This is a genomic window from Saccharothrix sp. (genome assembly GCF_031180885.1).
GTDB lineage: Bacteria > Actinomycetota > Actinomycetes > Mycobacteriales > Pseudonocardiaceae > Actinosynnema.
Map to the genome: position 1 here is coordinate 37,360 of NZ_JAPSLK010000017.1, position 25,247 is coordinate 62,606.

Sequence of the window (25,247 nt, forward strand, 5' to 3'; positions counted from 1 at the left end):
ACACGGCTCGGACGGCGTCCGCGTCGTCATCGTCGGCGGTGAGCGCGTCCCACAGCATCGACTCGTCGCGCAGTTCCGCGATCAGCGCGTGCAGCGGCATGTGGGGGCGGCTGGCCGCGCGTTCCGCGGCGATGCACAGCGCCAGCGGCAGCCGTGCGCACAGTCCCGCCAGTTCCCGCAGCTCGGCCGGGTCGTCCCGGCGGGCGGTACCCGGCGGTCACGCCCTGGAGCAGTTCGATCGACTGTTCCTCGGACAGCACGCCCAGGCTGACCCGGTGCGCGCCGTCCCGGGCCACCAGCCCGGACAACCTGCTGCGGCTGGTGATCAGGACCAGGCAGCCCGCCGTCCCGGGCAGCAGCGGGCGGACCTGCGCCACGCTGGACGCGTTGTCCAGCACGACCAGGATGCGCCGGTCGGCGAGCAGCGACCGGTAGGCGGCGGCACGGGCTTCGGGATCAGCCGGGATCGACTCGGCCGGCACCTGGAGGGCGCCGAGGAACCGTTCGAGGGCCTGGTGCGGGGTCACCGGTGGGCCGGGGTCGTAGCCGTGGAGGTTGACGTAGAGCTGCCCGTCGGGGAACCGGTCCACCACCCGGTGCGCCCAATGCACCGCCAGCGACGTCTTCCCGACGCCGGCGGTCCCGACCAGGATGCACAGCGCCAACGACCGTTCGGGACCGGAGCCGTCGCCGAGGAGGCGGTCGAGCCGGTCCAGGTCGTCGACCCGGTTGACGAAGCCCCGGACGTCGGCGGGCAGTTGCCGGGGCGGGTCCCGGCGGCCGCGGTGACCGCCGTAGAAGTGCACGCCGCCGCTGACGTCTCGGGCCTGGACGATCTCATCGGCGCTGCCCGAGACCTCGTTGGACTGGTCCGGCCGGTCGGCGTTCCCCGCGATGTCGAGACCCCCTGCCGATCAGCGTGCGCCGGGCGGGCGCAGCCCCGCGATCTCGCGGTCGAAGAAGTCGGCGATGTCCTCGGACCGGTCGAACAACGCGACGAACACACCCCGCCAGCGCGCGACCTGCTCCCGCTCGGTCGACCGGATCGCGCCCGTGGCCACGCCATCGTCGTCGTAGAGCACCTGGTAGACCACCGCTTCGTCGATGCCGACGACCTCCGGCAGCGCTCCGCCTGCTTCGTGCGGTGCGACCAGGTCGTGACCGGCCACGCGGATCAGCTCGCCGAGTTCCCGCCGCTGGCGCAGGGAGTTCAGCTCCCAGATCAGGTAGGGGCTGACGGGTTGCTCCACCACCCGGACGCGCCGGACGTCCAACCCGCGTTCGGCGAGCTGCTCGTGGTACTCGCGCAGCGCGGGCTTGCGCTCGTCGATCAGCCGAAGTGCTTCCGCCCAATCGCCGCGGGCGAACGCGTCGTAGCTGGCGCTGCCCTGCTCGACGAACGTCTGCCGCCGTTCCAGCTTCCAGCAGTCGGCTGCCGGCCCTTCGAAGCGCTCGGTGAAGTCCGCGATGTAGTCGTCCAGGGAGAGGCGGTCACCGGTCACCGCGTTGTCGCTCAAGGGATGTCGACCTTCGCTGCGCGCATCATGTTGCCGGGGATGACGACGAGTCGTTCGTCGGGGCCGACGTGGACGCCGTCGGGAAGCCGGGTGGCGTACTGGGTGGTGAGGTCGCGCCCGATCACGACGACGTCACCGTTGTCGAGTTCCCAGATGTCCGGGCACGTCGGCGTGTTGTCGGTGTTCCCCAATTCGGCCGCTGTCTTGCCCAACCGTCGGCTGAAACCCGCCGTCGGATCGGCCTCCCACGGTCGAGGCATTGTCGACCTCCGCTGTTCAGTTGGTGACTGTCCGGCAGTCCTATGGGTGCGGACAGTTATCGGAGCCGCAACAATGCGGTCCACCCTCGCCGGTTCACCTGATCGGAGAACTGTTAATCGTGGGTGCGGTGGTAGTGGCGGCTTACTCGGGCTCGGTTGCCGCAGGAGGGTTTGCACCACTGTTGTTTCGGGTGGGTGCGGACGAAGTAGCGGATGCACCTGGGGGACGGGCAGGCGCGTAGGTCGTCGCGTGTTTCGCCGGCCAGGAGTTCGATCGCGGACGTGGCCAGGTCGGCCAGGAGGCGTTCGCCGGGGGTCGCGGTGTCGACGTAGTGGAGCGTGGGCGGGGTACCCCAGTGGAGTTGGGCGGATCTGGGGGCGGCGGCTGCCCTGGTGTTGACCAGGTGGAGGGCCTCGTCCAGCGGGCGCAGGTACGGCGTGTCGATGCGGGGGCCGGCGTTCGAGGCGTGGGCGAAGAGGGAGCGGATGGCCCAGCGGAGGTCGGTGACGGCGTGCAGGAGGTCCTCGGTCGCGGGTGTGCCGGACCACGCGGTCAGGGCCTCCACCGTCGACAGGGCGTCTTCGAGGCCGCCGTGGCCGTCGTGGCGCACCGTGGCGGCGAACTCCAGCGCGCGATTCATCCTCCTCATCCTAATGGACTTCGGGTGGGTGAACCGCTAGGTTGCCTAACGGCTTAACGTATCAATCCCATTAGGGGGAGTCGTGACGATCACTGGGGCCGCGTTGGACGCGCACCGCCGGCTGGGCGAACTGGTCGCCGGGCTGACCGACGACCGGGTCCGCGAGCCGTCCGTCCTGCCCGGCTGGACCCGTGGGCACGTGTTGGCGCACATCGCGGGCGTCACCGAGGCCATGGCCCGCCAGGCGGAGAACGAGGGCACCAAGCTGGAGCCCTACCCGGGTGGCCGGCCGGCGCGGGACGCGGCGATCGAGGAGCGGGCCGGGCGGTCGGCGGCCGAGCACCGAACCGCGATCGCGGCGGCCGTCGAGCGGCTGGAGAAGGCGTGGGACGGCGTGCGGGACTGGTCGACGCCGGTCGCCTACCGCGACGGCACGCTGGAGGACACCGCCTACGCGGTCTGGCGCGAGATCGAGATCCACACGTTCGACCTCGGCCTCGGGCCGGTCACCTTCTCGCCCGAGTTCTGCGAGCACGCGGTGGACTTCCTGGCCAAGCGGGTCCCGGACGGCGTGCAGCTCATCCTCGCCTCACCGGGTCGCAAGTGGACGATCGGCACGGGTGAACCGCACGAACTGCGCGGCGAGGCGACCGATCTCGTGGTGTGGCTCGCGGGCCGCGAACCGCTGGGCGAGGTCACCGGGACGCGGCCGGAGCTGAACCCCTGGCCGTAGGGACTACATGCTCCACACGGACCGGGTGCGGGTGATCAGGACCGCTTGGACCACCAGACCCGCCACGGCGATCCACAACGCGGTCCGGTGGTCGAAGAGGCCTGCCAGCAGGCCTCCCAAAGGCGCCCCGACCACGATCATCGCCCGGTTCAGCGACCGGATCGTGGCGTTCATCCGGCCCTGGAGGTGGTCGGGCGTGATGGCCTGCCGGTAAGCCATCTCCGGCGGGCTGTCCACGCCCACGCCCAGGCCCCACACCAACTGGGCGGCCGACAGCACGACCAGGCCGGTCACGGTCGAGTCGGCGAACGGGACCAGCGCGTAGGCCACCGGCGTCATCCACCGGCCGAGCGAGATCACCCGTCCCGGACCGCCCAGCGCCGCCACCGCCCGGTTGGACAGGGACGCGCCGACGACCGTGCCGATCCCGCCCACCGCGAACGCGATGCCCAGCTCGAACGCCGAGAACCCCAGCACCTCGTACCCGAACACCAGGAACACCGTCGCCGCCAGCCCGTTGAACAGGAACCACATGTGCGACGTGACCGCCAACGGCCGCAGCACCGGGTGCCGGTACACCCACGCCAGCCCTTCGCGCAGCTCACGCCGCAGGTTCCGGCGTTCGGGCGGCACGACCTGCTCCTCCACCCGGAGGGTCGTCAGCACCAGCCCCGACACCAGGTAGGACACCGCGTCCACGAGGATCGCCAGCGGCGCGCCGACGGCCGTGATCAGCACACCCGCCAGGGTCGGGCCGGCCGACTGCGCGGTCGCCCGGGTCTGCTCCATGCGGGCGTTGGCGGTGGTCAGCCAGGTCGCCGGCACCAGCTTCGGCAGGAACGACTGGTGCGCCGCGTCGTACCCCAGCGACAGCGCGCCGAACACCGTGACCAGCGCGAACAGCACCGGCAGGGTCAGCGCGCCGGCCGCGTGCAGCACCGGCACCAGGCCCAGCACGACGAACCGCGCCAGGTCCGCCCCGACCAGGATCGGCCACCGCCGGTACCGGTCCACCACCACGCCCGCCAGCAGGCCGAACAGCAGGTACGGCACCCACGGCGCGGACCGCAGCAGCCCCACCTCGAACTCGGACGCGGCCAACTCGTCCATCGCCAGGACGGCCAGCGCCAGCGTCGTGATGTGCGTGCCGACCAACGACACCGTGTCCGCGGCCCAGAACTTCGAGAATGTTCTTGTCAAAGCGCCCCCTTGGGCAACAAGCTTGCCAAACCGCCGCGTGTCTTCGTGGTGGAAGGAGACGACGTGGCACCAACCCGTCGTTCAGTGCTGGCAGGCATCGCGGCGTCGCCGCTGCTCATCGGAGGTGGCGTGGCGAACGCGGCCACATGGCGGCAGAAGTGGGCCGCCCAGGGCATGAGCGCCTTCGAGAGCATCGAGGACGACCGCGCCGACTCGCACCCCGGCGTCACGCACATCTACATGCAGGGCACCGACTACCGGTTCGACATGCACACACGTGACCGCGACACGTCCACCGACCGGCAGCGCAACGAGGTCGCGGGCATGCGAACCAACGGCGCCAACGTCAACATCTACAAGGGCGAGACGTGGCGCTTCCGGTACTCGATGTTCATCCCCAGCTCGCTCCAGGCGACGACCACCTTCACGCACATCATGCAGACCAAGATGCCCGGCGTCGGGTCCGCTCCCGTGACGGTGATGTCGCTGCGCCGCACCAACGGCGTGCAGAAGATCGAGTTCAAGGTGGTCGAGGGCAACGTGCTGGTCGGCAACACCGACCTGGTCCCCCTGCACAACCGGTGGATCGACACCGTGGTCGAGATCGGGGTCGGCGACGGCACGTCCGGCCGCGTGCGGTGGATCGTGCGCAGCGGCGGCACGACCGTGCTGGACAAGACCCGCACCGGCGTGGACACCTGGCTGGGCGACCGCCTGCGCCCGAAGTGGGGCATCTACCGGTCGCTCGGCGACACCTCCGGGTCGATCAAGAACTGCCACCTGCTGCTCCGCGATCTGCGGGCGGATAAATTCGAGTGATGCTGCACGAGATCGCCGAGGCCACCCGCCGCTTCCTCGACCTGCTCGACGAGCGGCAGCGCGCGGCGGCGGTGCGGGACGTCGCCGACGACGACCTGCGCCGCACGTGGGCCTACACGCCCGGACCGCGCCCTGGGCTGGTCCTCGGCGATCTCGACCGCGACCAGCGCAAGGCCGTGCACGGGCTGCTGGCGTGCGTGCTCAGCCCGCACGCCTACGCGCAGGCGGCGGCCGTGATGGCGCTGGAGGACGTGCTGGACGACCGCGAGGGCGGGCGGCGGGACCGGCACCAGGGTGACTACTGGACCGTCCTGCTCGGCGAACCGGGGTCCGATGAGCCGTGGGGCTGGCGGGTCGAGGGGCACCACCTGTCGGTGAGCGTGGTCGTGGCGGACGGCCGCGTGTCGGCGACCCCGTTCTTCCTGGGCGCGAACCCGGCCCGGGTCACCTACCGGGGGCGGACCGTCTCCCAGCCCCTGCGGCTGGAGGAGGAGCTGGCCCGCGAACTCCTCGACCGCATGGGACGCACCGCGCGAGGCCTCGCCGTGGTGTCCGACCGGCCGCCGCCGGACCTGTACACCGGCAACGCGTCCCGGGTCGGCGACATCGAGCCGCAGGGCGTGACGCCGGCGCAGCTGGACCGGGCGTCGCGCGGCCTGCTGGTGGGCCTGGTGCGCTACTACCTGGACCGCCTGCACAGCGACCTCGCCGACGAGGAGTTCGACCAGCTCGACCTGGACCGGTTGCACTTCGCGTGGCAGGGCTCGGCGTCGCGGGGCGCCGGGCACTACTACCGCATCCAGGGTCCCGAGTTGTTGATCGAGTACGACAACACGGCCAACGAAGCCAACCACGTGCACTCGGTGTGGCGCAGGCGTTCCGGGGACTTCGGCGACGACCTGCTGGCGGCGCACCGGGCGGCGGTGAGGCACGAGTGACGCCGGAGGAGGCGGTCGCGGAGCAGGAACGGCTGCGTCCGCTGGTGCGTGCTTCGTGCGACCCGGGTTTCTCGGTCCGGTACGTCGCCGGCTTGGACGTCGCCTATGCGGATGACGACCGGGTGGTCGGTGCGGTGGTCGTCTTGGACGCGGTGTCGTTGGAGACCGTGGACACGGCGGTGGTCGCTGGTGTTGCCGACTTCCCTTATGTGCCGGGGCTTTTCGCCTTCCGTGAGCTGCCGACTCTGTTGGCTGCCTTGGACCGGTTGACCGTGCGGCCGGACCTGTTGGTGTGCGACGGGCAGGGGTTGGCGCATCCGAGGCGGTTCGGGCTGGCGTGTCACATCGGGGTGCTGACCGACTTGCCTTCTGTCGGGGTGGCGAAGACGCCGATGGGTGTTTTCGAGATGCCTTCCGATGAGCGCGGTGCGCGGACGGACTTGGTGGATGACGGCGAGGTGGTGGGTCGGGCGTTGCGGACGCGGGCCGGGGTGAAGCCGGTGTTCGTGTCCGTGGGGCACCGGATCGACCTGGACCGGGCGTGCGCCGAGGTGCTGCGACTGTGCTCGGTGCGGTTGCCGGAGACCACCCGGCGGGCGGATGCCCTGGGGCGGGCTCACTTGAGGTAGGCCAGCTCCGGGTGGCGGTTCAGGTAGGTGTCCAGCAGGCTTTTCGCGATCTTGGTGGAGTCGACGAGCGGGTGCAGGCCGAACGCCTTGAGCGCGGCGGGGTAGGTGCCTTCGAGGACCAGTCGGTCGATCGCCTTGATCGTTTGGACCAGGCCGGCGGCGTGGTCGGGCAACGGGCTCACCGCGTCCGGCTTGGCACCGTTTGCTCCTACTGTGCACGGCACTTCTACTACAGCTTTGTGGTCCAGTATGGACAGTGTGTTTCCGTTGCGTACGTTGAGGATTAGCGTAGTGCGTTCGTCGTTGGCGATGGCGTGCATGAGCTTGAGCGCGACGTGTTCGTACCCGCCGCCTTCGAGGGAGTCGCGCTCCTGCTTCATGTAGGTGGCTTCGCGTTCGAGCCGGGTCGTCTCCCAGTCGACTTCGCCGTCGTAAAACCGTTGTTGTTGGCGTAGCAGGAACGCGCCCCGGTCGCCCCCCATGGCGTCGCGGGTGTCGTAGTAGTAGTGCAGGTACTCGTTCGGGATGACACCCAGTGCCCGCAGCCACTCCGCCCCGAACAGCCGACCTTCCTCGAACGACCGGAGCTTGTCGTCGTCGGTGAGCAGTCGGGGTAGCAGGTTCTCGTGGTCGACGTACACGCCTTGCAGCCAGCCGAGGTGGTTGAGCCCGGCGTAGTCGAACCGGGCGTTCTCGACACCGAGCGCGCGCTCGACGCGTCGGCACAGGCCGTAGGGGGAGTCGCAGATGCCGATCACGCGGTCGCCGAGGTGGTCGGCCATGGCTTCGGTGACCAGTCCGGCGGGGTTGGTGAAGTTGATGACCCAGGCCTGCGGCGCGATTTCGGCGATCCGGCGGGCGATCTCCCGCGCCACCGGCACAGTCCGCAACCCGTACGCGATCCCGCCCGCGCCCACGGTTTCCTGCCCCAACACCCCGTGCGCGTGCGCGACCCGCTCATCCACCGCCCGGCCGCTCAACCCGCCCACCCGGATCGCGGAGAACACGAAATCCGCGCCCCGCAACGCCTCGTCGAGGTCCGTCGTCGCCCACACCCGAGGCCCGCTGCCGGCCTCCGGCCCCCGGTGACCATTGTCCCACCCACCACCGACAATTCCGCCGCTGTCGCTGTCGCTGTCGCTGCTGCCGCTGCTGTCGCTGGTGCCGCTGCTGTCGCCACCGCCACCGCTGCTGTCGCTGGTGCTGCTGCCGCTGCTGGCGCCGCCGCTCCCGCTGCTGGCGCCTGTGCTGCCGCCGCCTGCGCTGCTGGCGTGGCCGCTGGTTCGGCCGTGGTTGTCGGTGGTCCGTGGGACAATGGAAGCGGGGGCCGGAGGCCGGCCCAGCACCTCCTGCACCCGCGCCAGCCGAGCGGCATCGACGTCGTAAAGCACCAGTTCGTCCACCAGACCGTCGCCCACCAGCGCCCGGTGCACCAACGGCACCCGGAACCCGCCACCGCCCAGGATCACCAGCCTCACAGCTCACATCCTGCCTCGCCCAACAACCCGATGAACGCCCGAGTCAGCGGATCCGGCTCCTTGTGGCTGTACGCGACCAACGTCCGCCGCACCGGCGGGTCCACCCGCAGCACCACCCCGTCGAACGTCTCCGGCAGCACGTTCCGCGGCACCAGCGCCGGCCCCAACCCCGCCGCCGCCAGCACGGGCACCGCCGCCGTCTGCTCGGTCCGCACCGCCGCCCACGGCTGGAACCCGCGCTCCCGGCACGCCGCGTCGACCAGGTCCGCGAGCCCGTTGCCCGGCGCGTAGTGCACCCACCCCTCGTCGGCGAACACCCGCAGGTCCACCGGTGACCGCAGCTCCGTGTCCGCCGGCACCACCATCACGAACTCCTCCACCCCCAGGGTGTGCGTGAACCCCGGCCAGCCCGGCGGTTCCGGCCCGACCGCGACATCCGCCTGACCCTCGGCCATGGCCTCCCGCAGTTCGTCGGCGTGCCGGTGCTCGAACAGCCGGATCCGCACGTCCGGGTGCCGCGCCCGCCACGCCCGCAGGACCGGCGGCAGCACGCCCAGCGTCAGCGAGTACAGCGTCGCCACGTGCAGTTCACCGCACTCCAGGCCACCCGCCCGCCGCGCCGCCGTCAACGCCCGCTCGGCATCGGCCAACGCCTGCCGCGCGAACGGCAGCCAGGCCCGACCGGCGGGCGTCAGCCGCACGGTGCGCGGCAAGCGGTCCAGCAACTGCGTGCCCACCGCCTTCTCCAACGCCCTGATCTGGTGCGACAGCGCCGGTTGGGTGACGTGCAGCAGCTCGGCGGCCCGCGTGAAGGACCCTTCGTCCACGACCGTCACCAGGTACTCGAACTGCCGCAACGTCATGAAAGCAGTTTATATTGCCCAGTAGATCTATGTCTTGGACTTATGGGTGACACCCGCGCACGATCGGGTCATGGCACTGAACGACCAAGCCCGCGCCGTCCTCGACAAGTGGGCGGGCGCGGCACCCCTGGAGACGCTCACCGCGTTCGAAGCCCGCCAGGCCGGCCTCGGCTACCTGGAACTCCGGGGACCGAAGGAACCGGCCCGGGTGGAGCACTTGTTCATCCCCGGCCCGACCGCCGACCTGCCCGCCCGCGCCTACTACCCGGAGACCGGCGAGGGCCCGTTCCCCGGCATCGTCTTCCTGCACGGCAGCGGCTTCGTGATCCTCAACCTGGAGGTCTACGACGTCGCCCTGCGCGCCCTGGCCAACGCCACCGGGCACGCCGTCCTCGCCGTCAACTACCAGAAGGCCCCGGAACACCCCTTCCCCGTGCCGCTGGACGACTGCCGCGCCGCCACCGGGTGGTTCCTCGACCACGCCGCCGAACTCGGTGTCGACGGCATCGGCATCATGGGCGACAGCGCGGGCGGCACCCTGGCGGCCACGATCGCGCACGAGTTCAAGGACCGCCTCAAGTTCCAGGTCCTGGTCTACCCGCCACTGGACACCGACTTCGCCACTGAGTCCTATGTGGACAACGCGCGCGGCTACGGCCTGGAGCGCGAAGGGATGCGCTGGTTCTGGCGGCAGTACCTGGGCGACCGCGAGCCCACCGCGCAGGCCGCCCCGCTGCGGGCGCACGACGTCAGCGGACCGCCCGCGTTCATCGCCACCGCCGAACACGACCCGGTCCGCACGGACGGCGAGCGGTACGCGCGCAAGCTCGAAGAGGCCGGGGTCCCGGTGCGGCTGCGCGAGTTCGCGGGCACCATCCACGCCTTCCTGCTGATGGACGGCGCCTTGGACGAGTACCGCGTGCTGCTGGCCGAACTCGCCGACTGGCTGAAGGCCCGGTAGCCATGCCCCTCGCACTCGTCGCGCTGGCGATCGGCGCGTTCGGCATCGGCACCACCGAGTTCGTCATCGTCGGACTGTTGCCGCAGGTGGCGGCCGATCTCCAGGTGTCCGTCCCGGTGGCCGGCCTGCTGGTGTCGGGATACGCGCTGAGCGTCGTCGTAGGTGCTCCACTGATCACGGCGTTGGGCTCGCGGGTGCCGCGCAAGCGTTTGCTCATCGGATTGACGGTGTTGTTCGTCCTGGGCAACCTGCTGTGCGCGGTGGCCGACAGCTACCCGTTGCTGATGGTCGGACGGGTCGTGGCGGCGCTGTGCCACGGGGCGTTCTTCGGCGTGGGCGCGGTGGTGGCGGCCGGTTTGGTCGCGCCGGACCGGCAGGCGCGGGCGATCGCGCTGATGTTCACCGGCCTGACCGTGGCCAACGTGCTGGGCGTGCCGATGGGCACCGCGTTGGGGCAGGAGTTCGGCTGGCGGTCGACGTTCTGGGCGGTGACGGCGCTCGGTGTCGTGGGGCTGCTGGGCATCCTCGTGCTGGTCCCGCCGCAGCCCGCGTCGGACGGGTTGCGCGGAGAGCTGGAGGTGTTCCGGCGGCCCGGGGTGTGGCTGGCGCTGGGCACGACGGCGCTCGGGTTCGGCGCGGTGTTCGCCTCCTTCACCTACATCGCGCCGATGATGACCGAGGTCGCCGGGTTCTCGCCGGGCGCGGTGACGTGGCTGCTGGTGCTGTTCGGGGCCGGGCTGTGCGCGGGCAACGTGCTCGGCGGCCGGGCGGCGGACCGCAGCCTGATGCCAAGCCTGTACGCGATCCTGGCGGTGCTCGCGGTGGTGCTGGCGGTGTTCGTGTTCACCGCGCGGTCGCAGGTGCTCGGCGCGGTCACCATCGGCCTGCTGGGCGTGGCCGGGTTCGCCACCGTGGCCCCGTTGCAGAGCTGGGTGCTCCAGCAGGCCGAGGGCGCGCCCGCGCTGGCCTCGGCGGCGAACATCGCCGCGTTCAACCTCGGCAACGCGGCGGGCGCGTGGCTCGGCGGCGTCGCCATCGACGCCGGGTTCGGCTACACCGCGCCGAACTGGGTGGCCGCGCTGATGGCGGTGGCGGCGCTGGGTGTGGCGGTGGCGGGCGGCCGGATCAGGACCCTTGTTCCACTGCGGTGATCGCGGCGAGGAGTTCGGCCTTGCGCTCCGGGGAGGCGAAACTGGCGTGGACGCCCGCGCGGGCGAGGTCCGCCAGTTCGCTCCGGCCGAGGCCGAATCGCTCGTGGCACAACAGGTATTCGGCGTTGAGGTCGGTGTGGAACATGCCGGGGTCGTCGGTGGCGATGGTCACCGGCACCCCGGCTTCGAGCAGCCTGGGCAGCGGGTGGTCCTCGATCCGGCCCACGGCGGCCGTGCGCAGGTTGGACGTCGGGCACACCTCCAGCACGATCCCGTTGTCCCGCAGGTGCGCCAGCAGTTCCGGGTCCCGCACGGCGGCGGTGCCGTGGCCGATCCGCTCCGCGCCCAGGTCGCGCAGGGCCTCCCAGATCTGGTCCGGCCCGGTGGTCTCACCCGCGTGCGGCACGCTGCGCAGCCCGGCGTCCCGCGCCATCGCGAACGCCTCGCGGAACGCCCGGCGCGGCGCGTCCGACTCGCCGCCGCCCAATCCGAACGCGACCGTCCCCGGCGGGCGGTGGTCGACGGCGTAGCGGGCGCTGGTCACCCCGAAGTCCCGATCCCACGTGCCGGGAACGTCGAACACCCAGGCCAGCTCGACGCCGTGCTTCTCCCACGCCTCAGCCCGGCTCGACGCCAGCGCCTCGTCCAGTTCGTCGGGCGCGATGCCGGCCCGCAGGTGGCTGGTCGCGCTCACGGTCACCTCGGCGTAGCGGACGTTGCGCCGCGCCTGCTCCTCGGCCAGGCCGACCACCAGCGCGGCCACGTCGTCGCCGGTCGTGACCAGGTCGTTGACCTTGGCGTACACGTCGATGAAGTGGGTGAAGTCGGTGAACTCGTAGAACGCGCGGAGTTCGGCCTCGTCGGTGGGCACGCCGCGGTGCGGGTGCCTCCGGGCGAGGGTGAGGACGGTGTCGAGGGAGGCTGACCCGACGAGGTGGACGTGCAGCTCCACCTTGGGCAGCGCGGCGATGAATTCACGCATGGCGCGGGCGAGTCTGCACACCTGGTCCGCGCTGGTCAAGCCGCCGATCGTCGGGTGTGCTCGCACTGTCCACAGAGGACTTGATCGCTACTTGACACGTCTTGTGTCGCAGGGGAAAGGTCTGCGCAAAGCCTGTCGTGGACATGATGGGGGAACTGCCGTGAAGGGTGTTCGGAGAGCCGCGGTGCTCGCGGCTCTGGTGACGCTGCCCCTGGGAACGCTGCCCGTGGTCGCTTCGGCCGCGGAAGGCCCGGTCTTCAAGGACGGCGAGGCGCAACCCGTCTTCGACCCGAAGGACGTGGTCAAGGAGAGCGTGTGGGTCCGCGCGCCGGTAGACAGCGACCGGGACGGGCGGGACGACGAGGTGTACACCGAGGTGGTGCGCCAGAAGGCCACCGACCGGGGGCTGAAGGTCCCGGTGGTGTTCTTCAACAGCCCGTACTTCTCCGGCGGCAACGACGTGGCCAACCACAACGTCGACGTCGAGCTGTACGTGCCCAACCGGCACGGCGGCTACGACAAGCGGGACGGGTCGCTGCTCAAGGCCCAGGCGGACGAGCGCATCACCGCCGCGGTCGGGCCCAACGCCGGTCCGATCCGGTCCGGCCGGTACGAGGACTACTTCATCTCGCGCGGCTTCGCGATGGTGTACGCGGAGTCGTTGGGCACCGGCAAGTCGTCGGGCTGCCCGACCTCGGGCGGGGTCAACGAGACCATCGGGTCCAAGGCGGTCGTGGACTGGCTCAACGGCCGCGCCACGGCCCGCAACGCCGCCGGCGCGGACGTGAAGGCCACCTGGACCACCGGCAACACCGCGATGATGGGCGTGTCCTACAACGGGACCCTGCCCAACGCCGTGGCGTCGACCGGTGTGGAGGGCCTGAAGGCGATCGTGCCGATCGCGGCCATCTCCAGCTGGTACGACTACTACCGCGCGGACGGGGCCGTGGTGGCGCCCGGGACGTTCCAGGGCGAGGACCTGGACGTGCTCGCGGAGTACGTCTACACGCGCGCGGACCGCGAGATCTGCAAGCCGGTGATCGCCGAGATCGCCCGCAAGCAGGACCGCGTGACCGGCGACTACAGCGCGTTCTGGGACGAGCGGAACTACGTCAAGGACGCGTCGAAGGTCAAGGCCGCGGTGCTCGCCGTGCACGGCCTCAGCGACTGGAACGTCAAGGTCAAGCACGTCTACCAGTGGTACGAGGCGCTGAAGAAGCACGGCGTGGAGCACAAGATCTGGCTGCACCAGGCCGCGCACACCGACCCCGACACGCTGCGGTCGGCCGAGTGGCGGCGGACGGTCAACCGGTGGTTCTCGCACTACCTGTACGGGATCGACAACGGCATCGAGAAGGAGCCGAAGTCGACCATCCAGCGCGAGGACAAGTCGTGGGTGGACGAGGCGGAGTGGCCCGCGCCGGGCACCGCTCCGGCCCGGTTGTTCCCGTGGGCCGGCGGTTCGGCCAAGGGGGCGCTGCGGTCGGCGTCCGTCCCGGGTCACGCGGTGGTGGAGTCGCTGCGGGACGACTCGTCCAAGCTCGCCGACGACCTGGTGGACCTGCCCAGCTCCGGTAACCGTCTGTCGTACGCGACCCGTGTGGCGTCCTCGGACCTCCGCCTTTCGGGTGTCGCCCGGGTGGACCTGGCGATCTCGTTCGACCGGCCCGCGGCCAACGTGACGGCGCTGCTGGTGGACCGGGCGCCGGACGGCACGAGCCACATCATCACGCGGGGGTGGACCGACCCGCAGAACCGGGTGGACCCGTCCCGGACCAAGCCCATCGCGCCTGGTCACACGTACCGGGTCGAGGTGGAGCTTGAGCCGCAGGACTACGTGGTGAAGGCCGGTCACAAGGTCGAGTTCGTGCTGATCTCCAGCGACTACGACTACACCCTGCGGCCCAAGCCGGGCGCCGGGCTGTCGATCGACCTGACCGCCACCTCGGTGGAACTCCCCGTAGTGGGTGGTCGGGAGGCGTTGCGCCGATCGGTTGGTTAGGAAGTAATTCACGAACTGTCTAGCTGGTTAGCCTTCCACTTGACGGCTGGGCGTGGTCCGATCACCACACCCAGTCGTCAAGGAGGTTGGCAGATGCGCCGCGTCTTAGTCACCGCCCTCGTCGCGCCGCTCTTCGGCCTCGCCCTCACCGCGGGCGAGGCCGTGGCGGCTCCGGCCTTCCAGTTGCCGTTCCCGTGCGGGCAGGTCTGGGAGGGGCAGACCCGGACCAACCACAGCCCGCCCAACTCGATCGACTTCAACCGTTCCGGTGATGACGGTGACCCGGTCGTGGCGTCCGCCGGCGGCACCGTGACCAGGGTGGCGAACGAGGGCAGCGTCAGCTACGGCCGGTGGATCGAGATCGACCACGGCAGCGGGTGGCGGACCCGGTACGCGCACCTTTCCGCGCAGCGGGTGTCCGTGGGGCAGACCGTGCGGATCGGGCAGCAGATCGGCAACGTCGGGTCGACCGGCGGTTCGACCGGGCCGCACCTGCACTACGAGCAGCGGCTCAACGGTGCGGACGTGAAGATCGTGTTCAACGGCACCCAGGCCTACTACTGGGGGACCCGCAGCTACACCAGCCGCAACTCGTGCAGCGGGGTGACCGGGACGGTGAACACCAGCGGTTCGTCGCTGACCATCCGGTCCGGTCCGGGGACGAGCTACGCGGCCGTGGGTTCGGTGGCGGACGGCGCCACGGTGACCATCCGGTGCCAGGCGGTGGGCGAGTCGATCACCGGGACGTACGGCACCACCAACCTGTGGGACCACATCGGTTCCGGGTACATCTCCGACGCTTATGTGTACACCGGCTCTGACGGCCGCGTGGCTCCAGACTGCTGACTTCGCTCTTATATGCCGCCCCGGCCACTTTATGCGCCGGGGCGGCTTCGCTTTTCTCCCTCTTTCGAGTCGCTTCCGAGTCCCCTTTCGAGTGACCAGCCAAAGTTATCCACAGCTCTGAACTTCCTGCCGGCCCGCTTTGCTTTTTGGGGCCACAGTCGATCCCATGACGACTTCCGTGAACCTGGCCGGCGATGTCCGCACCCCGGGCGACCTGATCGCCGCCTTGCCGCACCTGATCGGCTTCCACCCCGTCGACTCGGTGGTGCTGGTGGTCCTGGTGGGTCAAGCCGTGGAACAAACCCTGCGCGCCGACCTACCCCCACAGCACGACGACCGCCGAGCCGCCCGCCACTTGGCCGCTCCACTGCTGACGTACCCGAACCGCCGCCGGGCAGTGGTCTTCGTGGTAGGCGGTGGCAGAGGCGATCCTCCCGAACGCCTGCCACGCGAACACCTGGTAGCCCACGTGGAATCTGCTCTGGCCAACGTGGGCGTACCGGTGACCTGCGCGATCTGGACCCCGGCCACGGCCCGGGACGCCCCGTGGTTCAACTACCACGACCTGGGCGACGAGGGCACCGTCCCCGATCCCGCGTCCACCCCACTGGCCGCGCTCTCGGTGTCACGCGGCCTGATCACCTACCCCGATCGCGAGAGCCTCGCCGACACCCTGGCTCCCGACCCGGAGGACGCCCTGGCCCGCCGCTCCAGAGCCCTGGACCGCCTTGTCGCTCGGGCCGAGCCCCACACCTACGACGATCCAGCCACCCTCCTGCGCCACCGGGCCCTGGTCCAGGCGGAGGTCGTGCGCGCGGCGGACCGAAAACGCCCGCTGACCGATTCCGAGGTGGCGGCACTGGCCTTCGCGCTGTCGGACCTGCTGATCCGTGACGTGAGCCTGGCGTACGCGGTCGGCGAGCACGCGAGATCAGCCGAAACCCTGTGGGCCGAACTGACCCGCGCCACACCGCTACCGGAAAGAGCGGAACCCGCGACCCTGCTGGCTTTTTCGGCTTACATCCGGGGCGATGGCGCTTATGCGGCAATAGCCTTGGACAGGGCTCAGGAAGCCCAACCCGGCCACCGCCTGGCCCGCCTGCTCCGAATGGCCTTGGACAACGGAATGCCACCCGCAACAGTCCGCCAGTTGGCCGAACGAGCCGCCGACCTCCCTTTCCCCGAGCCACCCTGACCTAGCCACCCTGACCCCGAGAAAGGAGCACCGGACCCCGCCAGCCCGCCACGCAGTGCCGGCGGCGGGCTGGCGGGCTGGCCCCGGCAAGTCCGGCCGCCCTCGGCGATCCCGGCTGCCCCGGCAAGCCGCCGCGGGTCGGACACCCTGGCAGCCCGCAGCGCCCGCAACCTCCCAAGCGACACCCGGTAGCCCCGCCGCGACCCGACAACCCCACCCGGCGGCTGCTCTGCCGATCTCAGTGGGTGGCGCGGGCGTTGAAGCGGCCGGCTCGGTCGATCTTGGCGGCGTGGCGGTTTGAGGCGGCCGGCTCGGCCGACTTCGGCGAGCGGCGCGGGTGTTGAGGCGGCCGGCTCGGCCGACTTCAGCGAGCGGTGCGGGTTGAGGCGGCGGGCTCGGTCGATCTCGGCGGGCGTCGCGGGTTGACGCGGGCTGCTCGGCCGACTTCAGCGGGCGGCGCGGAGGTTCAGGCGGGCGGCTTGGCGGGTCAGGTGGTTGCGTTCGGCCAGGTTGGGGGCTTTTTGGGCGGCCTCCGCATACAGGTGGGCGGCGGTGGGCAGGTCGCCGGCTCGTTCGTGCAGGTGAGCTGCCACAGCGGTGTGGCGGGGGAGGGAGGGATCGACCAGAGCCAGAGCGGCTAGGCCGGCCTGCGGGCCGTCCGCCTCGCCGATGGCCACGGCGCGGTTGAGGCGGACGACGGGGCTGTCGGTCAGGCGCACCAACTCGTCGTACCACTCGACGATCTGCACCCAATCCGTCTCCTCGGCGGTCTGCGCGTCGGCGTGCAGAGCGGCGATGGCGGCCTGGGCCTGGAATTCGCCCAACCGATCGCGGGAGAGGGCGGTTTGGAGGATGTGGACGCCCTCGGCGATCAAGGCCGTGTCCCAACGGGTTCGGTCTTGGTCGGCCAAGGGGATGAGGGTGCCGTCAGGGGCCATGCGGGTCTTGCGGCGGGCGTGGTGGAGGAGCATGAGAGCTAGCAAGCCGGCAACCTCGGGGTGGTCGATGGCGGCTGCCAGTTGCCTGGTCAGGCGGATGGCTTCCGCGGCCAGGTCGACATCGCCCGAGTAGCCCTCGTTGAACACCAGGTACAGCACGCGCAGCACGGTGGCCACGTCGCCGGGCTGGTCGAACCGCACGCCGGACACGGTCCGCTTGGCGCGGCTGATGCGCTGCGCCATGGTCGCCTCGGGCACCAGGTACGCCTGGGCGATCTGGCGGGTGGTCAGCCCGCCGACCGCGCGCAGGGTCAACGCGACGGCAGACGAAGGGGTCAGGGAGGGGTGGGCGCACAGGAAGTAGAGCTGGAGGGTGTCGTCGACGGCGGGCGCGGGGCCTGGTGGGGGTTCCTCGTCGACCAGGTCCTCGCGGCGGCGTCGGGCGGCGTCGGCTCGGGTGGCGTCGAGGAACTTGCGCCAGGCCGCGGTGACCAGCCACGCCTTCGGGTCGCGTGGCGGGTCGGCGGGCCAGACGCGAAGGGCCTCGACCAGCGCGTCCTGCACCGCGTCCTCGGCCGCCGCGAAGTCGGCTCCGCGGCGGACGAGGATCGCGAGCACGCTGGGCGTCAGACCGCGCAGCAGGGCCTCGTCCATCGAGGTCACTCGGTGATGGTGGGAGGGGAGGCGTAGAACGGGCGCAGCTCGAGCCACTCGTGGATCGGCTTGCCACCGGCGCCGGGAGCGGCCGACAGCTCCCCGGCCAGTTCGACCGCGCGCTCGTAGCTGTCGACGTCGACGATCATCCAGCCGGCGATGAGGTCCTTGGTCTCGGCGAACGGACCGTCGGTCACCGGCGGGCGACCCTCGCCGTCGTAGCGGACCCACGTGCCCTCCGGGGCCAGGGCCTGCCCGTCGACGAACTCGCCGGTCTGCTCCAGCCGCGCGGCGAAGTCCCGCATGTACTGCACGTGCGCCGAGATCTCCTCCGGCGTCCACTGCTCCATCGGCACGTCGTTGACCGCTGCCGGAGCGCCGCGGTAGTGCTTGAGCAGCAGGTACTTGGCCATCGTCGTTCTCCTCGGTGTCCCCGCGACCCATTGTGGTTCGCGTTCACCCCGGGGACGGAGCGGCGCACCGGATCTCGACATCACCGCCGAAGATTTTTCCGGGTCGCCGGCGAAGATCTTCCGGCGGGATCGTGACGGGCTGGCGGACGGCTGTGCCTACGGGTCGGCGGACGGTTGTGCCTACGGGCTGGTGGACGGCTGTGCCCACGGGTCGGTGGACGGCTGTGCCCACGGGTCGGCGGATGGTTGTGCCCGCGCCACCGCCGGGGTGGCGTGGCGCGGGCACAGTGCAGGCCGTCGAAGGAGGTCGGTACAGGTCAGAGCAGATCTGGGCGTTGCCACGGCTCGCCGAGCACGTGTTCGGCCAGGAACGCGAAGATCGTCTCGTACCAGACCTTGGTGTTGCCGGGTGTCAGGATCCAGTGGTTCTCGGTCGGGAAGTACAGGAACTTCGCCGGGACCCCGTGCCGGACAAGGTCGAAGAACAGCCGCTGGCCCTCGCCGACCGGCACCCGGTAGTCCTTGTCCCCGTGGATCACCAGCATCGGCGTCTTGATGTCGGCCACCCGCAGGTGCGGTGAGTTCGCGCGCACCCGCTCGTCGTCGTGCTGCGGGTCGCCGACCTCGCGGATCCAGTAGTAGGGGCTGTCCGTGGTCCCGGTGAACGCGTCCAGGTGCCACAGGGACGCGTGGGTCACGATCGCCTTGAAGCGGTCGGTTTGCGTGGCGATCCAGTTCGCCATGTACCCGCCGAACGACCCACCCATCGCCGCGGTCCGGCTGTCGTCGATGTCCGGCCGCCGCACGACCACGTCCGTGATCGCCATCAGGTCGGTGTACGGCTTGGCGCCCCAACTGCCCCAGCCGGCCTGGATGAACTCCTGGCCGTACCCCAGCGACAGCGCCGGGTCGGGCAGCAGCACGGCGTACCCGCGCGCGGCCATCAGCCACGGGTTCCACCGCCAGCTCCACGCGTTCCAGCTCATGATCGGACCGCCGTGCACCCACAGCAGCAGCGGCGCCGGGTCCTCGTCCGAGCAGCCCGTGGGCAGCACCAGCCACGCCCGCACGGTCCGGCCGTCATCCACGACGGTCGACACCTCGGCCAGCGTGCCCGGCAGGGACTCCACGGCACCGGGCGCGAGCAGCGCGACCGGCTGCTGGTCCGCGCCAGTCAGCTCCAGGCGCACCGGCCGCGGCGGGTGGTCCCACGCGCTGCGCAACGCGTAGACGTGGTCCCGGCCCACGATGACCTCGCTGTACGCGCCGGACGCGGTCAGCCGGACCAGCTCGTTCGACGCCAGGTCCAGCCGCCAGATCGGCTGGTGACCGCGCTGGGCGGCGGTGAAGTACACGGCCAGGCCGCCCGGTGCGACGACCGGGTGTTCGACCTCCTCGACGAAGTCCGGGACGAGTTCGGTGATCTCGCCGTCCAGGGAGATCCGGACCAGGTTGTTGCGCCACGGCCGGTCCCCGGTGGAGTCCAACGCGCGCACCGCGACCAGGCCCGACGAGTCGGGCAGGAACGCCGCCTGGCTGAACGAGTGCCCGTCCTGGTCGGCCAGCACCCGGCTGGACGACCCGTCGGCCGCCACCAGCCGCAGCCGGACCCGGGCACCGTAGGACGCACTGACCTCGACCCGCTCGGTGTGCACGACCCACTGGCCGTCCGGGCTGATCACGGCCGCGTCGTCGAGGCGGGTCGCCGACTCGGGCGTGAGGTCGACCAGCGTGGCGGGGTCGAGGCGTTCGGAATCCACGGCACCGGTCAGGAGGCGGGGGTAGGCGGGGCCGAGGTCGGAGTCCCAGTAACGGATCGGGTATGACTCGTGCAGGATCGCGGTCACGCCCGCGTCCTCGCGGGCCTTCCGCAACTCACCGTCCTTCGTGAACTCCCCGCCGGGGTGTGCGCCCGCCGTCAGCAGGAGGGTGCCGGACTCGCCGGCCACCAGGACCCGGTCCACGCCGCCCGCCGGGCGGAACAGCTCCCTCGCCTCGCCGACCGGCGGCAAGAGCCACAGGGCGGTCTTGTCCTTCGTGGAACCGGTGTCGCCGGGTTTCGCCTGCTGGTCCGGTCTGCCCGACAGGAACAGAAGATCACCCGACGGCGTGAACACCGGGTTGGACTCGCCCTTCGCGCCGCGGGTCAGCCGGCGGGCCGGGCGCTCCCCGGTCGGGTCCACTTCCCACAGCGCGCCCTGCCAGGTCTTGCCGTCCGCCGACAACCCGGCCACCACCGCGACCAGGCGCGTGCCGTCGGGGGACAGGGCCAGCGACCCGATCCTCGGCATCCGGGTGTACGCGGTCAGGTCGGCGAAGTCACCCGCTTCGATCGCCCCGCCCGCTCCGATCGCCCCGCCCGCTCCGATCGCCCCGCCAGGCCCGCCCGCTGCGCCAGGCCCGCCCGCTGCGCCAGGCCCGGCCGCCGCGCCACGCCCGCCCGCACCGGTCGCTCCGCCCGCACCGGTCGCCCCGTCGGCACCGATCGCTCCGACCGCTTCGTTCGCCTCGCCCATCAGGCGCCCTGCGACCGGGACCGGGTGAACTCCCACGCGTCGCGGACGATGCCCGCCAGGTCGACGCGCTCGGGCTTCCAGCCCAGCTCGGTGCGCGCCTTCTCGCTGGACGCCACCAGGACCGCCGGGTCACCCGCGCGGCGCGGGGCCACGTCGGCCGGGATCGGGTGGCCGGTCACCTCGCGGCACGCGTCGACGACCTGCTTGACGGTGAACCCGAACCCGTTGCCCAGGTTGTAGATCCGGTGCTCGCCCGCGGTGGCCGCGCCGATCGCCTTGACGTGCGCGTCGGCCAGGTCGACCACGTGGATGTAGTCGCGGACGCAGGTGCCGTCCTCGGTCGGGTAGTCGTCGCCGTACATGGCGACCTTCTCCCGCGCGCCGGCCGCGACCTGGAGCACGATCGGGATCAGGTGCGTCTCGGTGGCGTGCCGCTCGCCGAACCGGCCGTACGCGCCGGCCACGTTGAAGTACCGCAGGGACACCGCCGCGAGGCCGTGCGCCGAGGCGTACCCGGTGATCGCGTGGTCGATGGCGAGCTTGGTCGCGCCGTAGGTGTTGGTCGGCCGGGTCGGCGCGGTCTCCGGGATGGGCACCTCGTCCGGCTCGCCGTAGCAGGCGGCGGTCGAGGAGAACACCAGGCGCGGGGTGCCGTGCGCGAGCATCGCGTCCAGCAGCTTCAGGGCGGTGCCGACGTTGCCGTGCCAGTACTTCGCGGGGTCCTGCATGGACTCGCCGACCAGGGACTTGGCGGCGAAGTGCATGACGCCGTCGTAGCCCTCGGCCAGGACCTCGTCGATGACGTCGTTGATGTCGGCCTCGATGAGCCGGACCCCGTCGGGGACCGCGTCGGCGTGCCCGGTCGACAGGTCGTCGAGCACGACCACCTCGTGACCCGCCTCGACCAGTCGAGCCGCGCACACGCTGCCGACGTACCCAGCACCGCCCGTCACGAGCAGCTTCACCGTGATCCCCGCTTTCTACTCGTCCGCGAAATCGTCCCGGCCCGCGCCCGCCGAGGGCACGGCCGTGAAGGTCCTCGGGGTGGGCCACCCGCGCTGCGCGTACGCCGCGAGCACGGTCCGCACCACCTCGTCGTGCCGGTCGACGGGCGTCAGCGCGATCGCCGACCCGCCGAACCCGCCGCCGACCATGCGCGCGCCCAGCGCGCCCGCGGCCAGGGCGGCGTCCACCGCGACGTCGAGTTCCGGGCAGGACACCCGGTAGTCGTCGCGCAGGCTCTCGTGCGACGCGGTCAGCAGCGGCCCCAGCTCCGCCAGCCCGCCCGCGCGCAGCAGGTCCACCGAGCGCAGCACGCGCTCGTTCTCCGTCACCACGTGCCGCACCAGCGGCTGGAGCCGGTCCGGCACGCGGTCCAGGTCCGCGAGTTCCGCGTCCCGCAGCGCGGGCAACCCCAGCAGCGCCGCCGCCTCCTCGCACCCCGCCCGCCGCGCGCCGTAGCCGCCGTCGAGGTTCGAGTGGTGCGCGCGGGTGTCGATGACCAGCACTTCCAGCCCGGACGCCGCCGCGTCGAACGGCACCTGCTCGGCCTTGCCCGACCGCACGTCCAGGAACAGCACGTTCGCCTCGGTGCACAGCAGCGACGCGGTCTGGTCCAGCAGACCGGTCGGCGCGCCCACGAAGTCGTTCTCCGCCCGCTGCACCCAGCGGGCGATCTCGGGCCGGTCCTCGGGCACCCCGGCCAGCCCCAGCAGGGCCAGGGCAACCGCGCACTCCAGCGCGTGCGACGACGACAGCCCCGCGCCCGCGGGCACGTCACCCGCGATGACCAGGTCCGCACCCGACGTGACGCCGTGGTCGCGCAGCACCCAGGCGACCCCGGCCGGGTACGCGGCCCAGCCCGTCACCGCCCCGGGCGAGAGAGCGGCGACCTCGACCGGTTCGGCGCGCTGCACGCCGCCGTCGTCACCGAGGGTCGCCACGGTGAGCAGGCCGTCGGCGCGCGGGGACGCGGCCACGGCCGTCCGGTGGGGCAGGGCGAAGGGCAGCACGAACCCGTCGTTGTAGTCGGTGTGCTCGCCGATGAGGTTGACCCGACCGGGCGCCGACCACACGCCGCGCGGGGCGGCGCCGTGCAGGCGGCCGAACGCCGCCGCGGCCCGCCGTGCCTGCTTCTCCCGCCCCAGGCTCACCTCGCCTGCACCAGGACCGCGTGCGCCACGGACGGATCCAGCTCGGCCGTCGTGCCGTTGCCGCGGACCTGCACCACCTTCGCGCCGCCCATCGAGTCGACGTCCACCGTGCCGCCCGGCACCACGCCCGCCGCCTTCAGTTCGGCCATCAGGTCCGGGTCGAGCTGCACGTGCTCGGCGATCCGCCGCACCTCGACGCGACCGCCGCCGCGCCGGGCCACCTCGTCCACGCGGACCAGGTCGGACTCCGCCGGCGGGGCCGGGTCGCCGTCGCCCAGCTTGTCCAGGCCGGGGATCGGGTTGCCGTACGGGGAGGTGGTGGGGTTGCCCAGCAGCTTGACCAGCTTGCGCTCCACGGCCTCGCTCATGACGTGCTCCCACCGGCACGCCTCGCTGTGCACGTGCTCCCACTCCAGGCCGATGATGTCGACCAGGAGGCGCTCGGCGAGCCGGTGCTTGCGCATGACCGCGATGGCCAGGTTGCGCCCCTGCTCGGTCAGCTCCAGGTGGCGGTCGTCGGCGACGACGACCAGGCCGTCGCGCTCCATCCGCCCCACGGTCTGGCTCACCGTGGGACCGCTCTGACCGAGCCGCTCGGCGATGCGGGCGCGCAGAGGCACGACGCCCTCTTCTTCGAGCTCGTAGATCGTGCGGAGGTACATCTCCGTGGTGTCGATGAGGTCGTTCACACCCGCTCCCCTTCGTATGGTTGCAATGCTAGTCGCCCGGTGAGGGGTGCAGGATGGTGCCGTGCATCCATTGATCAGCACCGAAGCCCTGGCCTCCGCGCTCGCCGACGCAGCTGGGCCGGTCGTGGTGGACGTCCGCTGGCGGCTCGGCGGACCTCCCGGACGTCAAGACTACGAGGTCGGGCACCTGCCGGGCGCGCACTACCTCGACCTCGACACCGACCTCTCGGCCGCGCCCGGCGCGGGTGGACGACACCCGCTGCCCGCACCCGACGACCTGCAGCGCGTGCTGCGCTCGATCGGGGTCGACCAAGGTCACCCGGTCGTGGCGTACGACGGCGGTGACGGGTCGGTCGCGGCGCGTGTCTGGTGGCTGCTGCGCTGGGCCGGGCACCGCGAGGTGGCCGTCCTGGACGGCGGGTTCGCGGCGTGGGCCGCCGAGGGCCGGCCGGTGACCACGGAGGTCCCGACCGCCCGGGAGGGCGACATCGTGGTCAAGCCGGGCGCGATGCCCGTGGTCGACGCCGACGAGGCCGCGGCCCTGGCCCGCGAGGGCGTCCTCCTCGACGCCCGCGCCGCCGCCCGGTACCGCGGCGAAACCGAGCCGGTGGACCCGCGGGCCGGCCACATCCCGGGCGCCCTGAACGCCCCGTCCGCCGAACACGTCGGCCCGGACGGCCGCTGGCAGGACGCGGCGGCCCTGGCGGAGCGCTTCCGCGCGCTCGGCGTGCGTGACGGCGTGCGCGTGGGCGCTTACTGCGGGTCGGGCGTCACGGCGTCATCCGTCGTCCTCGCCCTGGAGGCCGCAGGCGTGACCACCCCGGACAAGCCTGCCGAGCTGTACACGGGCTCGTGGTCGCACTGGTGCGTGGACCCGTCCCGGCCGCTGGCGACCGGCCCGAACCCCTAGGCGTTGGGGATCTTCTCGAAGCCCTTGGTGGCGAGCTTCAGGGCCGCCTCGCAGGGCTTGCCGTTGTCGTCGATCGGCGTCACGGTCGCGCTGAAGGCGGGGGTGATCCCGATGCTGTCCGGCTCGTCCAGCACGACCACGACGGTGCAGGAGCCGCCCTCCTCGGGCACCTCGTAGGCCGTGTTGCCGCCGATCTCGAACGCCCGGCGCTGCTGGTCGTCGGTGATGTCCGCGCCGATCCGGAACAGCACCAGGGTGAACGGGTCGTCGGTGCTCTGCACGCAGCCAGGGTCACCGGGCTGCTGGGCACCGACGGCCTCGGCGACGTCCTGCGGCGTGAGCAGTTCGCAGCTGTCGAAGCCCTCGGACTTCTTGCGCGTGCCGATCTTGACGTCACCGCCCGACGAGCTGCCCGGCTTGGTCGCCGTGGTGCTCACCGCCGTCTTCTTCCCGCCCGTGGACTCCTTGGTCGAGCTGGGCTTGCCGGACGTGGTCTTGGTGCCGCTCGACCCGCCCGCGGCCGGCTTCGCGGAGCCGGTGACCGTGGTCGCGCACGCGGAGAGGCCGAGCACGAGGGCCAGCGCCAGCGCGGCCGTGAGGGTGGTGGAGCGTCGCATTCCTGTCTGACCCCGTTCCGACGCGCGGGGTTCCATCCTGGTGAACGCGTTCCGCCCCGACTCGTCGCGGCAGACTCTAGGACCTGGCGATCGCGGCGCACGCCGAGCGCCGCCAACCTGTGATCACACCGCCCGCGGGTGC

25 protein-coding genes are annotated in these 25,247 nt (G+C 71.5%); 10 read left to right on the forward strand and 15 right to left on the reverse strand.

Going from position 1 to position 25,247, the window contains the following annotated elements; translation table 11 throughout:
• Window positions 1-26 precede the first annotated feature (26 nt).
• From RIN75_RS20895 to RIN75_RS20910, 4 genes are all read right to left on the reverse strand, one after another.
• Window positions 27-806: an NB-ARC domain-containing protein gene (locus RIN75_RS20895; protein ID WP_309113663.1), complete on the reverse strand. Its 780-nt coding sequence runs from the start codon at window positions 804-806 to the stop codon at window positions 27-29.
• 108 nt (window positions 807-914) lie between these two features.
• Window positions 915-1,517 carry a DUF6879 family protein gene (locus tag RIN75_RS20900; RefSeq protein ID WP_309113664.1) on the reverse strand — a complete coding sequence of 201 codons (603 nt, stop codon included), beginning with the start codon at window positions 1,515-1,517 and terminating at the stop codon, window positions 915-917.
• Window positions 1,514-1,777 carry a hypothetical protein gene (locus RIN75_RS20905; RefSeq protein ID WP_309113665.1) on the reverse strand — a complete coding sequence of 88 codons (264 nt, stop codon included), beginning with the start codon at window positions 1,775-1,777 and terminating at the stop codon, window positions 1,514-1,516. Before RIN75_RS20905 ends, RIN75_RS20900 begins: the two co-directional genes overlap by 4 nt.
• A gap of 113 nt (window positions 1,778-1,890) precedes the next feature.
• Window positions 1,891-2,418 (reverse strand): ABATE domain-containing protein, encoded by a 528-nt coding sequence (locus tag RIN75_RS20910; RefSeq protein ID WP_309113666.1) that lies wholly within the window; start codon window positions 2,416-2,418, stop codon window positions 1,891-1,893.
• 82 nt (window positions 2,419-2,500) lie between these two features.
• Between RIN75_RS20910 and RIN75_RS20915 the strand changes: the two genes are divergently transcribed.
• A complete protein-coding gene (locus RIN75_RS20915; RefSeq protein ID WP_309113667.1) occupies window positions 2,501-3,151 on the forward strand; it encodes a maleylpyruvate isomerase family mycothiol-dependent enzyme in 651 nt (216 codons plus the stop codon).
• Between the two features lie 3 nt (window positions 3,152-3,154).
• Here the strand turns inward: RIN75_RS20915 and RIN75_RS20920 are convergent, their stop codons facing one another.
• Entirely contained in the window at window positions 3,155-4,351 is a 1,197-nt protein-coding gene (locus RIN75_RS20920; RefSeq protein WP_309113668.1) for an MFS transporter, read from the reverse strand.
• A gap of 63 nt (window positions 4,352-4,414) precedes the next feature.
• On the opposite strand from RIN75_RS20920, the gene RIN75_RS20925 reads away from it, so the two are divergent.
• The 3 genes from RIN75_RS20925 to RIN75_RS20935 are packed head-to-tail and all read left to right on the forward strand — an operon-like array spanning window position 4,415 to window position 6,737.
• A complete protein-coding gene (locus RIN75_RS20925) occupies window positions 4,415-5,170 on the forward strand; it encodes a Tat pathway signal sequence domain protein (RefSeq protein WP_309113669.1) in 756 nt (251 codons plus the stop codon).
• Window positions 5,170-6,108, forward strand: coding sequence for a DUF3500 domain-containing protein (locus RIN75_RS20930; RefSeq protein ID WP_309113670.1), 939 nt, complete (start codon window positions 5,170-5,172; stop codon window positions 6,106-6,108). The genes RIN75_RS20925 and RIN75_RS20930 overlap by 1 nt, the downstream gene beginning before the upstream one ends.
• The gene (locus tag RIN75_RS20935) at window positions 6,105-6,737 is read left to right on the forward strand and encodes an endonuclease V (protein ID WP_309113671.1); all 633 of its coding nucleotides are present in this window, start codon (window positions 6,105-6,107) and stop codon (window positions 6,735-6,737) included. Before RIN75_RS20930 ends, RIN75_RS20935 begins: the two co-directional genes overlap by 4 nt.
• On the opposite strand, the gene RIN75_RS20940 is transcribed toward RIN75_RS20935, so the two are convergent.
• Window positions 6,725-8,215, reverse strand: a complete 1,491-nt coding sequence (locus RIN75_RS20940; RefSeq protein WP_309113672.1) for a 6-phospho-beta-glucosidase — start codon at window positions 8,213-8,215, stop codon at window positions 6,725-6,727. The two genes, RIN75_RS20935 and RIN75_RS20940, sit on opposite strands and share 13 nt — an antisense overlap.
• Complete coding sequence (locus tag RIN75_RS20945; protein ID WP_309113673.1) at window positions 8,212-9,078, reverse strand: LysR family transcriptional regulator; 867 nt, start codon at window positions 9,076-9,078, stop codon at window positions 8,212-8,214. Before RIN75_RS20945 ends, RIN75_RS20940 begins: the two co-directional genes overlap by 4 nt.
• Window positions 9,079-9,148: 70 nt before the next feature.
• On the opposite strand from RIN75_RS20945, the gene RIN75_RS20950 reads away from it, so the two are divergent.
• Window positions 9,149-10,039, forward strand: a complete 891-nt coding sequence (locus RIN75_RS20950; protein ID WP_309113674.1) for an alpha/beta hydrolase — start codon at window positions 9,149-9,151, stop codon at window positions 10,037-10,039.
• Between the two features lie 2 nt (window positions 10,040-10,041).
• On the forward strand, window positions 10,042-11,190 hold the full coding sequence (locus tag RIN75_RS20955; protein ID WP_309113675.1) for an MFS transporter: 1,149 nt from the start codon (window positions 10,042-10,044) through the stop codon (window positions 11,188-11,190).
• On the opposite strand, the gene add is transcribed toward RIN75_RS20955, so the two are convergent.
• On the reverse strand, window positions 11,165-12,172 hold the full coding sequence (gene add, locus RIN75_RS20960) for an adenosine deaminase (protein WP_375295997.1): 1,008 nt from the start codon (window positions 12,170-12,172) through the stop codon (window positions 11,165-11,167). The two genes, RIN75_RS20955 and add, sit on opposite strands and share 26 nt — an antisense overlap.
• 160 nt (window positions 12,173-12,332) lie before the next feature.
• On the opposite strand from add, the gene RIN75_RS20965 reads away from it, so the two are divergent.
• From RIN75_RS20965 to RIN75_RS20975, 3 genes are all read left to right on the forward strand, one after another.
• The gene (locus RIN75_RS20965; protein WP_309113677.1) at window positions 12,333-14,174 is read left to right on the forward strand and encodes a Xaa-Pro dipeptidyl-peptidase; all 1,842 of its coding nucleotides are present in this window, start codon (window positions 12,333-12,335) and stop codon (window positions 14,172-14,174) included.
• A gap of 93 nt (window positions 14,175-14,267) precedes the next feature.
• Window positions 14,268-15,020 carry a peptidoglycan DD-metalloendopeptidase family protein gene (locus tag RIN75_RS20970; RefSeq protein ID WP_309113678.1) on the forward strand — a complete coding sequence of 251 codons (753 nt, stop codon included), beginning with the start codon at window positions 14,268-14,270 and terminating at the stop codon, window positions 15,018-15,020.
• 166 nt (window positions 15,021-15,186) lie between these two features.
• On the forward strand, window positions 15,187-16,215 hold the full coding sequence (locus RIN75_RS20975) for a DUF4192 domain-containing protein (protein WP_309113679.1): 1,029 nt from the start codon (window positions 15,187-15,189) through the stop codon (window positions 16,213-16,215).
• Window positions 16,216-16,661: 446 nt separating this feature from the next.
• On the opposite strand, the gene RIN75_RS20980 is transcribed toward RIN75_RS20975, so the two are convergent.
• From RIN75_RS20980 to RIN75_RS21005, 6 genes are all read right to left on the reverse strand, one after another.
• A complete protein-coding gene (locus RIN75_RS20980; protein ID WP_309113779.1) occupies window positions 16,662-17,807 on the reverse strand; it encodes a DUF6596 domain-containing protein in 1,146 nt (381 codons plus the stop codon).
• Window positions 17,808-17,812: 5 nt separating this feature from the next.
• The gene (locus RIN75_RS20985) at window positions 17,813-18,220 is read right to left on the reverse strand and encodes a YciI family protein (protein ID WP_309113680.1); all 408 of its coding nucleotides are present in this window, start codon (window positions 18,218-18,220) and stop codon (window positions 17,813-17,815) included.
• Window positions 18,221-18,537: 317 nt separating this feature from the next.
• Window positions 18,538-20,736: a S9 family peptidase gene (locus tag RIN75_RS20990; RefSeq protein WP_309113681.1), complete on the reverse strand. Its 2,199-nt coding sequence runs from the start codon at window positions 20,734-20,736 to the stop codon at window positions 18,538-18,540.
• Window positions 20,736-21,701: a UDP-glucose 4-epimerase GalE gene (gene galE / locus RIN75_RS20995; protein WP_309113682.1), complete on the reverse strand. Its 966-nt coding sequence runs from the start codon at window positions 21,699-21,701 to the stop codon at window positions 20,736-20,738. Before galE ends, RIN75_RS20990 begins: the two co-directional genes overlap by 1 nt.
• Window positions 21,702-21,716: 15 nt before the next feature.
• Window positions 21,717-22,889, reverse strand: coding sequence for a galactokinase (gene galK, locus RIN75_RS21000; protein ID WP_309113683.1), 1,173 nt, complete (start codon window positions 22,887-22,889; stop codon window positions 21,717-21,719).
• Window positions 22,886-23,578, reverse strand: coding sequence for an iron dependent repressor, metal binding and dimerization domain protein (locus RIN75_RS21005; RefSeq protein ID WP_309113684.1), 693 nt, complete (start codon window positions 23,576-23,578; stop codon window positions 22,886-22,888). The genes galK and RIN75_RS21005 overlap by 4 nt, the downstream gene beginning before the upstream one ends.
• A gap of 61 nt (window positions 23,579-23,639) precedes the next feature.
• Between RIN75_RS21005 and RIN75_RS21010 the strand changes: the two genes are divergently transcribed.
• A complete protein-coding gene (locus tag RIN75_RS21010) occupies window positions 23,640-24,488 on the forward strand; it encodes a sulfurtransferase (protein ID WP_309113685.1) in 849 nt (282 codons plus the stop codon).
• Here RIN75_RS21010 and RIN75_RS21015 read toward each other — a convergent pair.
• Entirely contained in the window at window positions 24,485-25,105 is a 621-nt protein-coding gene (locus tag RIN75_RS21015) for a DUF3558 family protein (RefSeq protein WP_309113686.1), read from the reverse strand. The two genes, RIN75_RS21010 and RIN75_RS21015, sit on opposite strands and share 4 nt — an antisense overlap.
• Window positions 25,106-25,247 lie beyond the last annotated feature (142 nt).

Bases quoted from the DNA above. Each gene is read 5' to 3' on its own strand.
- RIN75_RS20985 (WP_309113680.1), bottom strand. From the start codon at position 18,220: ATGGCCAAGTACCTGCTGCTCAAGCACTACCGCGGCGCTCCGGCAGCG.
- RIN75_RS20910 (WP_309113666.1), bottom strand. From the start codon at position 2,418: ATGAATCGCGCGCTGGAGTTCGCCGCCACGGTGCGCCACGACGGCCAC.
- RIN75_RS20905 (WP_309113665.1), bottom strand. From the start codon at position 1,777: ATGCCTCGACCGTGGGAGGCCGATCCGACGGCGGGTTTCAGCCGACGG.
- RIN75_RS20975 (WP_309113679.1), top strand. From the start codon at position 15,187: ATGACGACTTCCGTGAACCTGGCCGGCGATGTCCGCACCCCGGGCGAC.
- RIN75_RS20980 (WP_309113779.1), bottom strand. From the start codon at position 17,807: ATGGACGAGGCCCTGCTGCGCGGTCTGACGCCCAGCGTGCTCGCGATC.
- RIN75_RS20955 (WP_309113675.1), top strand. From the start codon at position 10,042: ATGCCCCTCGCACTCGTCGCGCTGGCGATCGGCGCGTTCGGCATCGGC.
- RIN75_RS20945 (WP_309113673.1), bottom strand. From the start codon at position 9,078: ATGACGTTGCGGCAGTTCGAGTACCTGGTGACGGTCGTGGACGAAGGG.
- RIN75_RS20990 (WP_309113681.1), bottom strand. From the start codon at position 20,736: ATGGGCGAGGCGAACGAAGCGGTCGGAGCGATCGGTGCCGACGGGGCG.
- RIN75_RS21015 (WP_309113686.1), bottom strand. From the start codon at position 25,105: ATGCGACGCTCCACCACCCTCACGGCCGCGCTGGCGCTGGCCCTCGTG.
- RIN75_RS20950 (WP_309113674.1), top strand. From the start codon at position 9,149: ATGGCACTGAACGACCAAGCCCGCGCCGTCCTCGACAAGTGGGCGGGC.
- RIN75_RS20930 (WP_309113670.1), top strand. From the start codon at position 5,170: ATGCTGCACGAGATCGCCGAGGCCACCCGCCGCTTCCTCGACCTGCTC.
- RIN75_RS20970 (WP_309113678.1), top strand. From the start codon at position 14,268: ATGCGCCGCGTCTTAGTCACCGCCCTCGTCGCGCCGCTCTTCGGCCTC.
- add (WP_375295997.1), bottom strand. From the start codon at position 12,172: ATGCGTGAATTCATCGCCGCGCTGCCCAAGGTGGAGCTGCACGTCCAC.